The organism is Devosia sp. GW821-FHT12F11 (genome assembly GCF_058806655.1).
Genome location: NZ_JBXAPX010000001.1, coordinates 577,348 through 591,550, shown reverse-complemented (window position 1 = coordinate 591,550; position 14,203 = coordinate 577,348). Strand labels below are relative to the sequence as shown.

Sequence of the window (14,203 nt, the reverse complement as noted above, 5' to 3'; positions counted from 1 at the left end):
GTGGTCGCTTCGACCCCCGCCCTCGTTGCCTTTTTGGCCTTATGGGGCTATTCGGCCGGGACCGGCGGTACGATGACCGAGCCGTTCTTGCCCAACCCCTTGGTGGAATACATCGATGCCTTGGTCGGGTTGGTGGTTTCCCGCGCCAGGTTTGCCTTTACCGCGTCGCCGGCGGCGTAGCCGACGCGATCGGTACGCTGCCGGTAGTCGTAGGCGCAGCCGGCCAGCGCCGAGAACACGGCAAGCATAGCCACACCCCGCACCACGTTGAGAAGCAGCGGGTTCAACTGCCGCTCCTGAGATCGATGATGTAGCCGTAGGGGCCGACCACGCCGTTGCCGGTCTCAAAGCTCTTCAGCATCTTGGGCGTCACTTCCATCTGGCCGAGGGCGAAGAACTCGAGGTCGTTGGCGGGCTGGGTGGCGTCGAGCGGGGTCGCGGCGACCTGGCCGGGAATGCTCGGCTGCACCAGGCGCGGGGTGACGATCACCACCAGTTCGGTGTCGTGCTTCTGGAAGCTCGACGACTTGAACAGCGAGCCCAGGATCGGCACATCGCCGAGCCAGGGCAGCTGGTTCTGGTTGAGGTTGGTATTGCTCTGCAGCAGCCCCGCCACCGAGAAGCTCTGCCCATCGCGCAGTTCCACCGTGGCGTCGAGATTGCGGGTGTTGAACACCGGATCGCCGGCCGTGGTGAAGCCGTTGATGCCGCTGACTTCCGGGGTCAGGTGGATCTGGATGCGATCGTCGTCGAGCACCACCGGCTGGAACACCAGGCGCACGCCGAAATCGCGGTAGGTGATCGCCGCATTGCCGTTCTGGTCGGGCGTCCGGATCGGCACCTGGCCGCCGGCAAGGAAACTGGCGCTGACGCCGGAGAGCGTCGTCAGGTTCGGCTCCGCCAGGGTCCGCACCAGGTGCTTGCTCTCGAGCGCCTTGATGGTGGCGCTGAGATTGATGCCGCCGCCGGTCGAGATGATGTTGGTGACGAAGCTGGCGAAGGAGTCGGTGACAGGGTCGTTCGGGCCGCCCTTGATGCTGGTCGAGACGCCACCGATGCCGCCGCTCCACTGGATCCCGAGTTCGCGCCCGGCGTCGCGCTGGGCTTCGATGATGCGGACCTCGAGATTGACCTGCTGGCCGCCGCTGATCGTCATGGTGTTGATGATCGCCGGGCTGCCGTATTGGGCGACGATGTCGAGCACCTTCTGCATGGTCACCGCGTCGGTGACCGAGCCGCCGAGCCGGACGCGGCCGTTGACCGAGCTGACCTTGACGTTGGAGCTGGGAATGGCGTCGCGGATGGAGCGCGCGATATCGGAGGTATCGACGCCGACTTCGACCGCCAGCAATCCGACCGGCGCGCCTTCGGCCGAGAACAGGTTGACGGTGGTGGTGCCGAAGCCCTTGCCCACGAGGTAAAGCGATTTGTCGGTGATCGGCTGCGCGTCGGCGATGGCGGGATCGGCCGAGACGATCTTGCCCACCGCATCGGAGATGACGACGGTCACCGCCTGCGAGGCCGGCAGCTTGATCCGCATCACCGAGGTGGTCTTGAGGTCGTAGTTGACCGTCTGGGCGAGCGCCGGAAACAGCCCGGCCCCCAGCGCCGCAAGCAGCACCGCCGCGCCGAGTATTGCCCTAAGTGACTGGGACAGCAGCGTTCTGCCGAAGTCCCGGTAAGCCGTCGTGGTGTACATCTGTGCTAACGTTCTCAAGCAACCGGGAAAGGTCTAGCAGGGCCGGGTCAACGGCGATTTAACGGCAGGCGTCGATCGGGCCGCGGTGCGGGCGTTTGCCGATCGTCATTTGGTCCAGAACGGGCTCGAAAGGCGGATCGCCTGGTTGGCGCTGCGATCTTCTGCCTTCGCCACTTCGGAGCTGTCGACGAGGGGCCGCAGCACCAGCGTCAGCCGGCCGAAGGTCGCGGCGTTGATGATCACCTCGGATTGGCCGGGGTCGAGCTGCAGCGTCGCGATGGCCTCGTCGGCGAAGATCTCGGCCCGCGGATTCTCGGGGTCGGCGGCGGCGCCGGTGGCGCCGGTTTCGCCCAGCCGCGTGTTGATCGCCAGCACGCGCACATTGCGGAGGATGGTGTCCGACACCTGCGGGCCACCCTCGTCGCCCCCGCTGCGGGTCAGCACCACATCGACCCGGTCATTGGGGACGATGAAGCCGCCGGAGGCCGATGAAGCCGACACCGTGACCGATACGCCGCGCGTGCCGCTGTCGAGCACGGCCGACAGGTAGCCGTCGGCGGGCAGCGCCAGCTTGTCGGCACGGATCGGCTCGCCGGGGAAGAACTCGTAGCGCGCCACCGCGCCGCTCATTTCGGTGATGGCGTCGGGCCTCGCCTCGGTGGTGATGTATTCCGGCCGTACCGCGCCCTCGGGCCAGTCGACCCATTCGACCGTTTCCGCAGTCAGCCGCTGGCCGAGGCCGATGCCGGCCCTGGCGGCGAGGACCCGCACGCGCGGTTCCTGCACGACCTGTGCCACCGGTTCGGCAACGGGCTGGGCGACCGGCTGGTTGGTCTGGGTGGTCAGATAGGCGGCAAGTCCGCCGGCGATCAACGCCACGGCGAGCAGAGCAATGCGGGAGGGCGGCACTTTCCAGCGCCAGCCGGTGCTCGGCGGCGGCGCCACGGGCTTGCGGCGATCGCCGCCCTTGCGGCGGTCCGTATTGGTGACGACGGTCTGCAGCGCTTCGGAGCGCCAGGCGTCGAGGTTGCGGCGTTCGGTCTGGGTCGGCGGCGGTGTCCAGGTCACCTCGGCAAGCACCTTGTCCAGCACCGCCGGATCCGCCTTCTGCGCCGCGGTGCGCGGCAGTTCGGGACGCAAGGCCTCCTGGATTTCGCCATCATCCTTGAAAGCGACCGTTTGTGTACGCCGTAGCACGAGTTCCTCGCTGAGCGGCCAGATCCTGGCATCGCCGGCATTCGGCCGGCCGTATTGATCTACGCGAAAAGGCTCACGGCTTCGTTCCAAAGCGCACAGACTTCAGACAATGTCGGAAAGGCGGCGTTAACCCAGTCAGGCGAGCGGCAATCGCACCGTGGCGGCGAGGCCGCCTTCGGCGGCGCGAGCAAACTGCACCGTGCCGGCATTGAGCGCCACCACTTCGAGCGCGATGGCGAGGCCGAGGCCGGAACCGCGCCGGCTCTCGTCGTGCCGCTGGCCGCGGACGCCGAGCCGGGCGATCTGCTCCTCGGTAAGGCCGGGCCCGTCATCGGCGATGCTGAGTTCGGCAAAGCCCTCGTCACGCCGGCCCTCGACGCGCACCCGCGACTTGCCCCATTTGGCGGCGTTCTCGAGGATGACGCCGACCAGTTCCATCAGGTCGTGCCGATCGATGTCGACCTTGAGCTCGGGCGCGAGCTTCACCTGCCAGTCGAGCTCCTCGCCCTCCTGGGTGCGGCTCAGCACCGCGATGGTGCGGTCGACCGCCTCGTTCAGCGAAGCGCTGAGCTGATGCGCCCGGGTACGCATCCTGAGCCGCGACAGACGCAGCTGGTATTCGACCCGATCATCCATCTCGCCGACGATCTCATCGACCTGCTCGCCGGCTTCGGCATGGCCGGTGGTCTGCATGTGGGCCGCGAGGTTGCGCAGCACCGACAGCGGCGTTTTCAGCCCATGCGCCAGATCCGCCGCGCGGGCGCGAGCGAACTCCATGGATTTCTGCTGCTGGCTCAGCAGTTCATTGACCTCGCCGACCAGCGGCAGCACCTCGACAGGGTAGCGCGGCGGCAGCTTCTGCGCTTCGCCGCGGCGCACCGCGCCGATGCCCTCGCGCAGGTGCTCGAGCGGCTTCAAGCCAAGTTGCACCTGCAGCCAGGCGGCGAGGATCAGCGCCATGCCGAGGACTGCCAGCGCCAGCATCAGGTCGCCGCCGAAACGGCGGATCGACTCGTCGAGCAGCGCCCGGTCTTCGGCAAGGGTGACGCGAAACACTCTCGGCCCGGCGTCGGACGTGAAGCTGACCTCGCGCACCATGGCGGAGAGCGACTGCCCGCCCGGCCCGGGAAGGGTGCCGAAGCGCTCGGCGCCACCCGGCGCCGCTGCCCCCCTGGTTTCCAGCACATGATCGCCCAGTGAGCGGGACCGCCAGGAATCGTCGGATCCCGGCGCCTCGACCTGCCAGTAGATGCCGGAGAGCGGCGTGCCGTAGCGCGGATCGGGCAGCGCATCGCCCGGCACCGGCTCCTCGGCAAGCGGATCGATCTGCGCCACCAGCCGGTTGAGGCTGGCGGTCAACCCGTCGCGCATCGAGCGTTCGACATTGGCGGTGAACATCCAGCCGATGGCAAAGCCGGCGACCAGCAGTGCGAGGATGATCCACAGCGCCGCGCCGCCCAGGAGGCGCAGGCGCAGCGAGCGCGGATTCATTCCTCGAGCGTCCCCATATAATAGCCGAAACCGCGACGGGTCTTGATGACCTCGGTGCCGAGCCGGCGCCGCACCCGGCCGACGAGCACTTCGATCGAGTTGGACTCGCGCTCGAAGTCCTGAGCGTAGAGGTGCTCGGTGATCTCGAGCTGTGATACCACACGGCCGCGCTGGTGCGCGAGATAGGCGAACAGCCGGTATTCCTGCGGGCTGAGGCTGATCGGGATGCCGTCGCGGGTCACCTGCATGGCGCGGGTATCGAGCACCAGGTCCTCGACCTCCACCCGCGACGAGGCGAAGCCGCCGGAGCGGCGGACGATGGCGCGGATGCGGGCCACCACTTCCTCGATGCGGAAGGGCTTGACCACATAATCATCGGCGCCGGCCTCGATGCCTTCGACCCGCTCCTCCCAATGCCCCCGCGCCGTGAGGATCAGCACCGGGCCGCTGCGGCCCGCCTTGCGCCAGCGCTTGAGGATGGTGAGGCCGTCCAGCGTCGGCAGCCCCAGGTCGAGAATGATGGCGTCGAACTCTTCGGTATCGCCGCGATACCAGGCTTCCTCGCCGTCGGACTCGACCTCCGCAACAAAGCCGGCCGCCTGCAGGGCGGCGGCAAGGGCCTCGGCGATGCGCCGATCATCTTCGGCAACCAGTACGCGCATGTGACGCTCAGTTCAGATCGAGATACTCGCCCGTCTGGGCAAGAAAATACAGCTCGCTCACCTCGCCGGATTTACCCAGCGCCTTGATTTCATACAGCAGCACATCTTGCAGCGACACTAACTGCGCATCGATGATCTCGCCGTCGGTCAATACCTGCGCGCGCAGCATGATGTCTTCCATCGGCAGCGCCCGGCCGCTGCGCACCGCCTGCAGGGCTGCCTTCTGTCCCAAGGGTTTGCCCGCGGTTTCGAGATCGAGGCCCAGCCCGCTCCCACCCGAGCCGCCAAGATTGAGATCAACGCCGAGCCCGCTGTCGTCGCCACCGAGGTCGACGTCCACGCCCAGCCCCTCATCCCCGCCGATGCCGACATCGACGCTGCCCAGGCCCCCCAGGTCGAGTCCAAGATCGACCTGCGCCCATGCGGCGGATGGGAGAAGGAACAGGCCCGCAAGACAGACGAGTACGGGCAACAGGCGATGATTCGGCCGGATGGGGACCATGTTCGACAGAATACGTTCTCGACCCTGACCATTACCTGACAACGATCTCATGAACGTGTCAGGGCGAATCCTGGAGGCTGCTCGGCGCACTAACTGCAACGGAGCCATCATCATGAAAACTCAAACCCTTGCCGCAGCTCTTGCCTGCCTCTGCGTCCTCAGCGCGCCCGCCCTGGCGCTCGATATCGGTGTAGGCGTCTCGGTCGGCGGCAGCACGTCCGCCTCCGCTGGCGAAGGCGGCCTGTCGCTCGGCGTCGCCACCGATGTCGACACTACCGCCAGTCTCGGACTTGACGACCTCAGAACCAAGGATAGCACGGCTGGCAGCCTCACTGCCAATGCCTCCGCAGCTGCGTCCTTAACAGCCGATGATGAGCTCGGCGTGGTGATCTCGCTGATCGAGAGCAGCCACTGGACCGAGACAAGCCTCGCCAGCCTCACCGACATCGACGCCACCACCTACGATGTCAGTGGCTGGATCAACGCCGGGAACGCCACCGCGCTGGATCTCGCGCTCAACGGCCATGCCGAGGAGATCGGCGACCTGCAGGTGGCGCTCAGTTCCAATGCGGCGCTCGATGCCTGGCTCGAGGCCAACAACACCTCGGCCGAGGAGGTGATCGCCATTGGCGTCGCGGCCGATGGGTCGCTGGCGGTGTTCACCAACTAAAGCCTGCTACGGGGCGCTGACAAAGAGAAAGGGCCGGTCAACTGACCGGCCCTTTTTCCAATTTCTCGCGAGGCGTTCAGGCCTTTTTGGGCAGCAGCTTCCAGATGCCGACGACGCTGACCGCCGCGAAGGCCATCTTCAGCACGTCCCACAGGATGAAGGGGGCCACGGCGCCGTTCCAGGCGGTGCCGATAAGGTTGGTGGCATCGAGCCAGCCGGGCAGCGTAGCGCCGGACTGGACGATCACGTTGGCGACGACCAGGAGCCAGGTGAAGCCGAAGGCGAAGAGCACCGCATCGGCCAGCAGCATCGCGCCGAACAGCAGCACGATGCGGCCCGAAGCGCCGAGGTCGGCGGCGCGGCCGATGATGTAGGCCATCGGCAGGTAACCGAGGATGAAGCCGAAGGACGGGCGCATGATGTAATCGAGGCCGCCACCGGTGGCGAAGACCGGCAGGCCCGACAGGCCCTCTGCGATGTAGAGCGCCACGGTGGCGACGCCGATGCGCCAGCCGAAGCCGGCAGCCAGCGCCGCGACGGCCATGGTCTGCAGCGTCACCGGGATCGGCATCACCGGCACCGAGATCTTGGCCGACAGCGCCAGCACGAGCGAGCCGAGCACCACGGTGACCAGGTTTGCCACGAGGCGCGCCGACTGAGACTTGGGCGAAAGCACGCCAAGAACCGTGTTCGGCGTGGTGAGCGTCAAGGCCATTGCCAATCCTTCATTTTGAGGAGCATTGCTAGCGCCGATTACTAGTCGCTCGCCTGGGAGAGCGCAATGGCTGGCCCGACGCCGGCACTGAGCTTCAACACGACGTTCGACGCCGAGACCGGCCACCCGGTGACGCTGGCGCCCGGCCTCGTCCGCATCACCGCTCCCAATGCCGGACCCTATACTTTCAAGGGAACCAACAGCTTCATCGTCGGCCATGACCGGATGGCGGTGATCGACCCCGGCCCGGACGATGGCGCACATCTCGCAGCGCTGACGAGCGCCATCGCCGGGCGGCCGGTGGAGGCGATCATCCTCACGCACACCCATGTCGATCATTCGGCGCTGGTGCCCAGGCTGAAAGCGGCCACCGGCGCCCCGGTCTGGTCGGGCGGCAAGCACCGGCTCAGCCGGGCGCGGCGGCTGTTCGAGGTCAACGCGGTCGGACGCGAAAGCGACTGGAGCCTCGTGCCCGAGCGGGTGCTGCAGGACGGCGAACCGCTGCTGATCGACGGCATCACGCTCGAGGTAATCGCCACCCCCGGCCATTGCGCCAACCACCTCGCCTTCGGACTCGTCGGGACACCCCGGCTGCTGACCGGCGATCACATCATGGGCTGGAACTCCACCCTCGTTTCAGTGCCCGACGGCTCGATGGCGGATTACCTGCATTCGCTCGAGAAGGTGATCGGCCTCGGCTATGGGCACTATGTGCCCGGCCACGGCGGCAGCATCGAGGATGGGCCGGATTATGCCCGGGCGTTGCTGGCGCACCGGCAGGAGCGCAATCGGCAGGTGGTTGCGGCGGTGAACGGCGGCGCCCGCAAGATCCGTCACCTGCTGGCGCTGATCTACCCGCAACTGGCCCTGCCGCTGCACGGGGCGGCGCTGATGACGCTCAAGGCGCATGTCGAGTACCTGGTCGATCGTGGCCTGATCGGCGCCACCTATGGCCCGTTCGGCACGACGCTGTTTCCCTCACGCGCGTAGAGCGTTTCTGGCCCGACCTGCGGTGCAGCCCATCCACCGGGTCATTCCCGCGAAAGCGGGAACCTCTGTTTTCTCGCCCGCGGCACGATCGCAAACGGAGATCCCCGCTTTCGCGGGGATGACATCGTGTTTGGTCGACCTGGCGGTGGTGCGATCGCCCAGTCCCCCGCGTTTCGGCAACTCTCTCGGCCAGCCTACTCGGCGTCGTCATCCGCCTCGCCTTCGGCGGGCGGCGGCGGGGTGTCGGTGTCGGGCGTTGTCGGCGCCTGCGGCGCGTCGCGCAGCGTCAGGGTGATCTTCTGGTCGAGCGCGAGGAGAAACTCCTCTATCCGCTTGCCGTTCTCGCCGAAGTCATGGAAGCCGCCGAGCGGTACCGAGCGCATGTCGATGACCGACCCCTGCGCCGTGCCGGTCACCCGGATCGCCACTTCGTCGCGCCAGCCGAACAACGTCACCGCGATGGCGTTGATCTCACCGGTATCGAGTGCCGTCGGCGGGGCGCGGCGGGTGCGCACATCCCAGCCGCGGGCCTCGACCAGATCGTCGACGATGGTGAACATCTCGGTGGCATCGACCGGATAGCTACGGGTCTGGACGTTGGGGAAGATGGCGGCGATCTCGGCGCGCAGCGGCGCGCTGGTCGGCGCCACGCGCACCGGTGAGACCAGGGGCAGTGGATCGGCGATGTCGGTCGTCACCTCGTTGACCATCGGGTAGCGCATCGCCTCGTAGCCGAGATAGGCGAAAGGCAGGAGGCAGACGATGCCGAAGAACAGGCCCCAGCCGGCCTTGCTCCAGCCCTGGTCGCCGGTCATCCAAAGCCGCCCGAAGGCGCCGAGCGCCAGGAATACCGCCAGTGCCGCCACACCCGCCGCCACCGCCTCGATGACGGCGAAGTCGGAACTGGTGATCAGCTGCTCGCGGTGCAGCAACACCGGGATGATGGTCAGTGGCAGCGCCAGGCTGCCGAAGCGCCGGGCCCAGATTGCCCATTTCGAGGTGCGGATGAGGATGCGCATCGTGCCGGCCGGAACTGCAACAGAGCTAAGGGATAAGCACGGCGCACCGCTTCGTGCAAAGCCTCACGGAAGAAAGTTGTTGAGGGGCGAGGGCTGGAGCAGGACAGGAAAGCTCTGCAACCCTTCCTGATCTCGCTCTAGCACATCGACTTGATCGCCTGCCACTCCGCCTCGGAGAAGGCGGGGCGCGTGGTGGTGGGCGCTACCTCGAGCGCTTCGAGCGCGGCACGCCGCTCGTCGGTCAGCGGATGGGTGTTGAGCAAGGCCAGCGTGCGGCTCATCGTGTCGTCCGCCGCGATGCGCTCGAGCAGGCCGGCCAGCGCCAGCGGCGAGAAGCCGAGACGGTTGCCGGCGGCGCCGGCGAACGCATCGGCCTCGTGTTCCGCCTCGCGCGAGAAGCGGCTGTCGATCAGCGTCGCGCCGGCCGCCGCGGCGACCGACAGGTTGGTCATGTCGCCCAGCACGAAGCCGACGAGGAGCCCGGTCGCCGAGCTCTCGATCAGCATCTCCATGCCGTGCCTGTGCACGACATGGCCAAGCTCGTGGGCAAGGACGCCGGCGAACTCGTCGGCCGTCTCGGTCCGCTCGAGCAGGCCGGAGAAGTAGTACACCCGGCCGCCCGGCAGGGCGAAGGCGTTGGTCAGCGGCGAGCGGACCACGGTCACCTCCGGGGTGAATGGCGATCCCGTCTCGCTCATGACCTCGGCAGCAAAACGGGCGATGGCCCTGTTCGCCCGACCGAACTCCGAACCGCAAGCCTGGAACCCCACGCCGTCGCTCAGCATGCCCTCAACCTGCATGCGGGCGCCCTCGCCGAGGCGCGTTTCCCAGGTCGGCGGCACCAGCCGGGTGACGCCATCGGCCAGGACGGGAACGCCGAACACATAGGCGGCGATCACCGAAGCCAGCGCCGCCACCCCGATCCCGAGAATGCGCCGCTGTTGCCCACGCTCCAGCTGCGCGCGCCGACCAAGGCCGGGGATCGCTTCCCGCAGCGCGGTATTCCACTCACCGGCCGGCACGCGGAGACGCGCGCCGTACGGCCGGTCGGCGACGCCCACGCGCAATTCGTCACCCAGCCCCGTCACCTCGAACAGCGCATCGACCGGCCAGCGGTCGATCTCCTCGCGGGTGTCACGGTCGGCAATGATCAGCTCTGCCGGCGCAGCATCGCGGGTCAGCGCGAAGGTGACGTAGCGGCGGGCCGCCACGAGGCCGTCGTAATAGCGGCCGACCGGCTCCATCTCCATCAGAACGACCCCACGTTGAGCGCGTCGGCCAGGCCCTCGCCGGCCAGCGCCTTGTCTTCGTCGCCGGCCCGAACGGTGCTGAGGCTCTCGAGGCCGGTGATGGTGGCGCCGCGGGCGACCAGCATCCAGTAGCCGCAATCGAGGTACACCTCGGCCATCAGGCCCAGCGCCGCAAGGCTCACCAGGTAACCGCCAAGCGCCAGCGCCACGCCGATCCAGCCGGCCCGGGCGATGCCGGCGAGAGAGGTGAAATCGAACTGGCCCTGCACCACCAGGGTAACGAGGTAGCCGACGAGGCCGATGACGATGGACGCCACCAGCAGCATGCCGGAATAGGCTGCAAACTGGACCGCCAGGGCCCGCGCCTTGACCTCGACGCGCAGGCGCGCCGCGCCCAGATGCACCTCGGAGAACATCCGGCTGGTCTCGCGGGCGCGATAGTAGAAAAAGCCGCCGAAACCGAGGACGATCAGCAGCAGCGGCACCAGCGCCATCGCCCGCCCCCCGGTGAGGAGCCCGACGCCTACAGCAGCGCCGACAAGGATCGCGAGCGTCGCATAGGCGCGGGAGAACGGGCCGGCGATGGTGCGCCAGCTGCCGGTAAAGCTGAACTGGCGATCGCCGTACCAGGTATTGCTGTAGCGGTAGCGCCAGAGGTCGGCGGACATGAACGGGTAGGCGAGGCCGAGGGTGGCGACGACCAGCAGCGACCACAGGAATTGCCGCGTCGCATAGGCCCAGGCATTACCCTTCTGGTCGAAGCGGATGCCGCGCCACAGCGTGCGCGACAGGCGGAAATCGCGCCCGCGATAGCTGGCATAGCCGAACAGGAACCAGAACAACGCCGCGACGACGGCGTAGCCGACCACCACTACGGTGCCGACCTGGGTCGAAAGGTAGAAAAACACGATGTAGAGCGGCAAAAAGACCGCCAGCGCGATCAGAAAGCCGATCAGCAGCTGCAACGGCGTGCCGGTGTACTCCAGCGCATCACCATCGATGCTGGTATTGTGCCAGTAGAACTGGCGCTTCATGGTGGTGACCCAGAAACGGTAAAGGCCGAGGGTCGGAACCATCAGGAGATAGCCGCGGACCAGCCGCCAGAACAGTTCGGCGCGCGTGCCGGTGAACTTGGCCGGGACGCGGCTGATCCTCGCGTCACCAAACATTGTTGTAATACTGGCCACGCCACCATCCCCCACGCCCTCGGCATGTTGCGATAGTCGTGGCGTTATTGGCAAGCACCCGGCAGTTGCCGGCGTTCAGTATTTACGGGTAGAGCCGCTGCCGGCTCCAGGCGCCATCCGGCAGGGTGCGAGTGAAGCGGACCCGGTCGTGCAGGCGGTTGGCGCCATCCTTCCAGAATTCCATCACTTGCGGGATCACCCGAAAGCCAGACCAGTGCGCCGGCCGGTTCACCGGCTCGTCTTCGCGAAAACTCTTCGTCAGGGTCTCGACCCGCTCGAGCAGGGTGTAACGGTTGGCCAGCGGCCGCGACTGCTTGGAGGCATGGGCGCCGATCTGGCTGACCCGGGCGCGGGTCGCGAAATAGGCGTCGGCCTCCTTGTCGGCCACCACTTCCACCGGGCCACGCACCCGGATCTGCCGGCGCAGCGTCTTCCAGTGCATAACGAAGGCGGCCTTGGGATGGGCGAGCAGCTCGCGCCCCTTGTCGCTCTCGAAATTGGTGAAAAAGCAGAAACCGCGCGCGTCGCGCTGGTTGAGCAGCACCATGCGGACATCGGGCAGGCCGTCGGCATCGACGCTGGCCAATGCCATGGCGTGCGGGTCGTTCGGCTCGCTTTCCTGTGCCGCGGCGAACCACTCCTCGAACAGCGAGCAGGGGTCGATCGGTGCGGTATCGGAATCGTCGAACAGCCGCTCGGTAAGTGTCGTTGCCGGCATGGTTTTACCCTCGTGACGCGCCAGTCTGGACAAGCCCGGAGCGCATGGCCATATAGGATGGCGCGGGCCGCGAAAGCAAATCCCAACCCGCCCGAAGTTGAAGGAACCCATGCGCGACCCGTATACCGTGCTCGGGGTGCCGAGGTCCGTCACCGAAAAGGACCTCAAGTCCGCCTATCGCAAGCTCGCCAAGGCGCATCACCCCGACCAGAACCAGGACGACCCGAAGGCCCACGCGAAGTTCGCCGAGGTCTCGTCGGCCTACGACTTTCTCAGCGACAAGGAAAAGCGCGCCAGCTACGACCGCGGCGAGATCGACGCCGACGGCAATCCCCGCTTTGCCGGCTTCAGCCGTGGCGCGGGTGGCGGTGCACGCCCGGGCGCTGGCGCCGGTGCAGGTGGGTTTTCAGCCGAAGATATCCTCAAGGAATTCATGTCCGGCTTCGGCGGCCAGCAGCGCGGGCCGACCCGCGGCGCCGGCGGCAGCCAGAGCTGGGACCCGTTCACCGGCGCATCGAGCGGCGGCTTCCAGGGCGGCCGCAGCGCCGGCATGGGCGGCGAAGACATCAACGCCACCGTCACGGTGACGCTCGAGGAGGCGCATACCGCGGGCAGCGTGCCGCTGCGCATGCCGACCGGCAAGGTGCTGAACGTCAAGCTTCCCGAAAAGGTCGAGGAAGGCCAGCAGATCCGGCTCAAGGGCCAGGGCCACCCCTCGCCCTATGGCGGTGCGCCGGGCGATGCGATCGTCACGGTGAAGTTCGAACGTCACAAGCTGTTCCGCCGCGACGGCGCGGACCTGCGCGTCGATGTACCGATCACGCTCTATGAGGCAGTGCTCGGCGGCAAGGTGCGCGTCCCCACTCTCGACGGCTCGGCCGAACTGAACCTGCCGGCCTCGGTCAACACTGCCAAGGCCTTGCGGCTCAAGGGCAAGGGCCTCCATGGCTCCGGCGACCTCTACGCCACGCTGCGCGTGGTGCTGCCGGAACAGGGCGACCCCGACCTCGAAAGCCTGATGCGTTTCTGGCGCGACCAGAAGCCTTACAAGGTACGGGACAACTAGCGCGTGGGTCGGGGGCGATGACCTCTGGCGAGATGACCCGCCGCCTCGCCTCTCTCACCGGTTGGGCTCCTCCACCGACGCAACTTCAATGGCGCGTTAGCCTCGCGGCGCCGCGGCCCGTTTCAGCCGATCGTTGATCGCTTCGCCCAGCCCCTTGCGCGGGATCGGCGCCACGGCGATGCGCGTGGCGCCTTCGTCCAGCTGGTGCAGCATAGAAAACAGGTTGCGGGCGGCCTCGCGCAGGTCGCCGCTGGGCGACAGGTTGGCGCCGGCTGGGCCGGGGCCGAAGCCGAGCCAGGTCTCTCCGACCTCCGCGCGCTCGGCATCGAGCCGCAACGTGGCGTTGGGCGCGTAGTGACTGGCCAGCATGCCGGGCGCAGCAATTGCCGCGTCGTGCCTCGCCACAGTTACCGGCTTACCGATCGCCGCTTCGATCTCGTCGCGCGGCAGGGCGCCGGCGCGCAGCTGCGTCACCAAGTCGCCCTCTACCGCCAGGATGGTCGACTCCACCCCGGCCTGCGACGCGCCACCCTCGAGCACCGGCACCGTGCCGTTGAAGGAGCGCTCCACCTGCGCGGCGGTGGTCGGCGACAGCTTGCCGGAGCGATTGGCCGAGGGCGCCGCCAGCGGCCGGCCCGCGGCGCGGATCAGTTCGAGCGCCAGCGGATGGGCCGGGATGCGGATCCCGACCGTTTCGAGACCTGCCGTGACCAGGTCGGAGAGCCCGGCTTCCGGGCGCCTCGGCAGCACCAGGGTGAGCGGACCGGGCCAGAATTCCGCCAGCTTCCGCGCCATCGGGCTGAAACTCACGAAGCGCTCCGCCATGGCGAGGTCGGCCACATGGACGATCAGCGGATTGAAGCGCGGCCGACCCTTGGTCTCGTAAATCTTCAGCACCGCGTCGGAGTTGGTCGCGTCGGCGCCGAGCCCATAGACCGTCTCGGTGGGGAACGCGACGAGTTCTCCGGCGCGCAATCGCGCCGCGAGCTGAGGCAGATCGGAGTGAGAATGAACGGCGCTGGCCATGGCGCGAGGTT

At 67.4% G+C, this 14,203-nt stretch carries 15 protein-coding genes; 3 read left to right on the top strand and 12 right to left on the bottom strand.

Annotated features, from left to right (window positions below):
- Nucleotides 1–47: 47 nt before the first annotated feature.
- The 6 genes from AC1ROK_RS03040 to AC1ROK_RS03015 all read right to left on the bottom strand — a co-directional run bounded on the left by AC1ROK_RS03040 (nt 48) and on the right by AC1ROK_RS03015 (nt 5,602).
- Nucleotides 48–287 carry a hypothetical protein gene (locus tag AC1ROK_RS03040; protein ID WP_492843705.1) on the bottom strand — a complete coding sequence of 80 codons (240 nt, stop codon included), beginning with the start codon at nt 285–287 and terminating at the stop codon, nt 48–50.
- Nucleotides 284–1,699 carry a type II and III secretion system protein family protein gene (locus AC1ROK_RS03035; RefSeq protein WP_492843703.1) on the bottom strand — a complete coding sequence of 472 codons (1,416 nt, stop codon included), beginning with the start codon at nt 1,697–1,699 and terminating at the stop codon, nt 284–286. Before AC1ROK_RS03035 ends, AC1ROK_RS03040 begins: the two co-directional genes overlap by 4 nt.
- A 105-nt stretch (nt 1,700–1,804) precedes the next feature.
- Nucleotides 1,805–2,896, bottom strand: a complete 1,092-nt coding sequence (gene cpaB, locus AC1ROK_RS03030) for a Flp pilus assembly protein CpaB (RefSeq protein WP_492843701.1) — start codon at nt 2,894–2,896, stop codon at nt 1,805–1,807.
- Between the two features lie 135 nt (nt 2,897–3,031).
- Nucleotides 3,032–4,387 (bottom strand): sensor histidine kinase, encoded by a 1,356-nt coding sequence (locus AC1ROK_RS03025; RefSeq protein WP_492843699.1) that lies wholly within the window; start codon nt 4,385–4,387, stop codon nt 3,032–3,034.
- Nucleotides 4,384–5,049 (bottom strand): response regulator transcription factor, encoded by a 666-nt coding sequence (locus AC1ROK_RS03020; RefSeq protein WP_492843697.1) that lies wholly within the window; start codon nt 5,047–5,049, stop codon nt 4,384–4,386. Before AC1ROK_RS03020 ends, AC1ROK_RS03025 begins: the two co-directional genes overlap by 4 nt.
- A 7-nt stretch (nt 5,050–5,056) precedes the next feature.
- Nucleotides 5,057–5,602: a PepSY domain-containing protein gene (locus AC1ROK_RS03015; RefSeq protein ID WP_492843695.1), complete on the bottom strand. Its 546-nt coding sequence runs from the start codon at nt 5,600–5,602 to the stop codon at nt 5,057–5,059.
- Between the two features lie 61 nt (nt 5,603–5,663).
- On the opposite strand from AC1ROK_RS03015, the gene AC1ROK_RS03010 reads away from it, so the two are divergent.
- Nucleotides 5,664–6,221 carry a hypothetical protein gene (locus AC1ROK_RS03010; RefSeq protein ID WP_492843693.1) on the top strand — a complete coding sequence of 186 codons (558 nt, stop codon included), beginning with the start codon at nt 5,664–5,666 and terminating at the stop codon, nt 6,219–6,221.
- A 76-nt stretch (nt 6,222–6,297) separates the two neighbouring features.
- On the opposite strand, the gene AC1ROK_RS03005 is transcribed toward AC1ROK_RS03010, so the two are convergent.
- Complete coding sequence (locus AC1ROK_RS03005) at nt 6,298–6,936, bottom strand: biotin transporter BioY (RefSeq protein WP_492843691.1); 639 nt, start codon at nt 6,934–6,936, stop codon at nt 6,298–6,300.
- A 66-nt stretch (nt 6,937–7,002) separates the two neighbouring features.
- On the opposite strand from AC1ROK_RS03005, the gene AC1ROK_RS03000 reads away from it, so the two are divergent.
- Nucleotides 7,003–7,926 (top strand): MBL fold metallo-hydrolase, encoded by a 924-nt coding sequence (locus AC1ROK_RS03000; protein WP_492843689.1) that lies wholly within the window; start codon nt 7,003–7,005, stop codon nt 7,924–7,926.
- Nucleotides 7,927–8,120: 194 nt separating this feature from the next.
- Here the strand turns inward: AC1ROK_RS03000 and AC1ROK_RS02995 are convergent, their stop codons facing one another.
- From AC1ROK_RS02995 to pdxH, 4 genes are all read right to left on the bottom strand, one after another.
- Nucleotides 8,121–8,945: a DUF1499 domain-containing protein gene (locus tag AC1ROK_RS02995; protein ID WP_492843687.1), complete on the bottom strand. Its 825-nt coding sequence runs from the start codon at nt 8,943–8,945 to the stop codon at nt 8,121–8,123.
- 137 nt (nt 8,946–9,082) lie between these two features.
- Nucleotides 9,083–10,195, bottom strand: a complete 1,113-nt coding sequence (locus AC1ROK_RS02990; protein ID WP_492843685.1) for a M48 family metallopeptidase — start codon at nt 10,193–10,195, stop codon at nt 9,083–9,085.
- The gene (locus AC1ROK_RS02985) at nt 10,195–11,382 is read right to left on the bottom strand and encodes a DUF898 family protein (RefSeq protein WP_492843683.1); all 1,188 of its coding nucleotides are present in this window, start codon (nt 11,380–11,382) and stop codon (nt 10,195–10,197) included. Before AC1ROK_RS02985 ends, AC1ROK_RS02990 begins: the two co-directional genes overlap by 1 nt.
- A gap of 82 nt (nt 11,383–11,464) precedes the next feature.
- The gene (gene pdxH / locus AC1ROK_RS02980; RefSeq protein WP_492843681.1) at nt 11,465–12,100 is read right to left on the bottom strand and encodes a pyridoxamine 5'-phosphate oxidase; all 636 of its coding nucleotides are present in this window, start codon (nt 12,098–12,100) and stop codon (nt 11,465–11,467) included.
- Between the two features lie 109 nt (nt 12,101–12,209).
- Between pdxH and AC1ROK_RS02975 the strand changes: the two genes are divergently transcribed.
- The gene (locus tag AC1ROK_RS02975) at nt 12,210–13,166 is read left to right on the top strand and encodes a DnaJ C-terminal domain-containing protein (RefSeq protein ID WP_492843679.1); all 957 of its coding nucleotides are present in this window, start codon (nt 12,210–12,212) and stop codon (nt 13,164–13,166) included.
- A 96-nt stretch (nt 13,167–13,262) separates the two neighbouring features.
- On the opposite strand, the gene AC1ROK_RS02970 is transcribed toward AC1ROK_RS02975, so the two are convergent.
- On the bottom strand, nt 13,263–14,192 hold the full coding sequence (locus AC1ROK_RS02970; protein WP_492843677.1) for an L-threonylcarbamoyladenylate synthase: 930 nt from the start codon (nt 14,190–14,192) through the stop codon (nt 13,263–13,265).
- Nucleotides 14,193–14,203 lie beyond the last annotated feature (11 nt).

What these genes read in the sequence shown, in the direction of transcription:
- AC1ROK_RS03035 (WP_492843703.1), bottom strand. Translation starts at nt 1,699, where the DNA reads ATGTACACCACGACGGCTTACCGGGACTTCGGCAGAACGCTGCTGTCC.
- AC1ROK_RS03025 (WP_492843699.1), bottom strand. Translation starts at nt 4,387, where the DNA reads ATGAATCCGCGCTCGCTGCGCCTGCGCCTCCTGGGCGGCGCGGCGCTG.
- AC1ROK_RS03020 (WP_492843697.1), bottom strand. Translation starts at nt 5,049, where the DNA reads ATGCGCGTACTGGTTGCCGAAGATGATCGGCGCATCGCCGAGGCCCTT.
- AC1ROK_RS03015 (WP_492843695.1), bottom strand. Translation starts at nt 5,602, where the DNA reads ATGAGATCGTTGTCAGGTAATGGTCAGGGTCGAGAACGTATTCTGTCG.
- AC1ROK_RS03010 (WP_492843693.1), top strand. Translation starts at nt 5,664, where the DNA reads ATGAAAACTCAAACCCTTGCCGCAGCTCTTGCCTGCCTCTGCGTCCTC.
- AC1ROK_RS03005 (WP_492843691.1), bottom strand. Translation starts at nt 6,936, where the DNA reads ATGGCCTTGACGCTCACCACGCCGAACACGGTTCTTGGCGTGCTTTCG.
- AC1ROK_RS03000 (WP_492843689.1), top strand. Translation starts at nt 7,003, where the DNA reads ATGGCTGGCCCGACGCCGGCACTGAGCTTCAACACGACGTTCGACGCC.
- AC1ROK_RS02995 (WP_492843687.1), bottom strand. Translation starts at nt 8,945, where the DNA reads ATGCGCATCCTCATCCGCACCTCGAAATGGGCAATCTGGGCCCGGCGC.
- AC1ROK_RS02990 (WP_492843685.1), bottom strand. Translation starts at nt 10,195, where the DNA reads ATGGAGATGGAGCCGGTCGGCCGCTATTACGACGGCCTCGTGGCGGCC.
- pdxH (WP_492843681.1), bottom strand. Translation starts at nt 12,100, where the DNA reads ATGCCGGCAACGACACTTACCGAGCGGCTGTTCGACGATTCCGATACC.
- AC1ROK_RS02975 (WP_492843679.1), top strand. Translation starts at nt 12,210, where the DNA reads ATGCGCGACCCGTATACCGTGCTCGGGGTGCCGAGGTCCGTCACCGAA.
- AC1ROK_RS02970 (WP_492843677.1), bottom strand. Translation starts at nt 14,192, where the DNA reads ATGGCCAGCGCCGTTCATTCTCACTCCGATCTGCCTCAGCTCGCGGCG.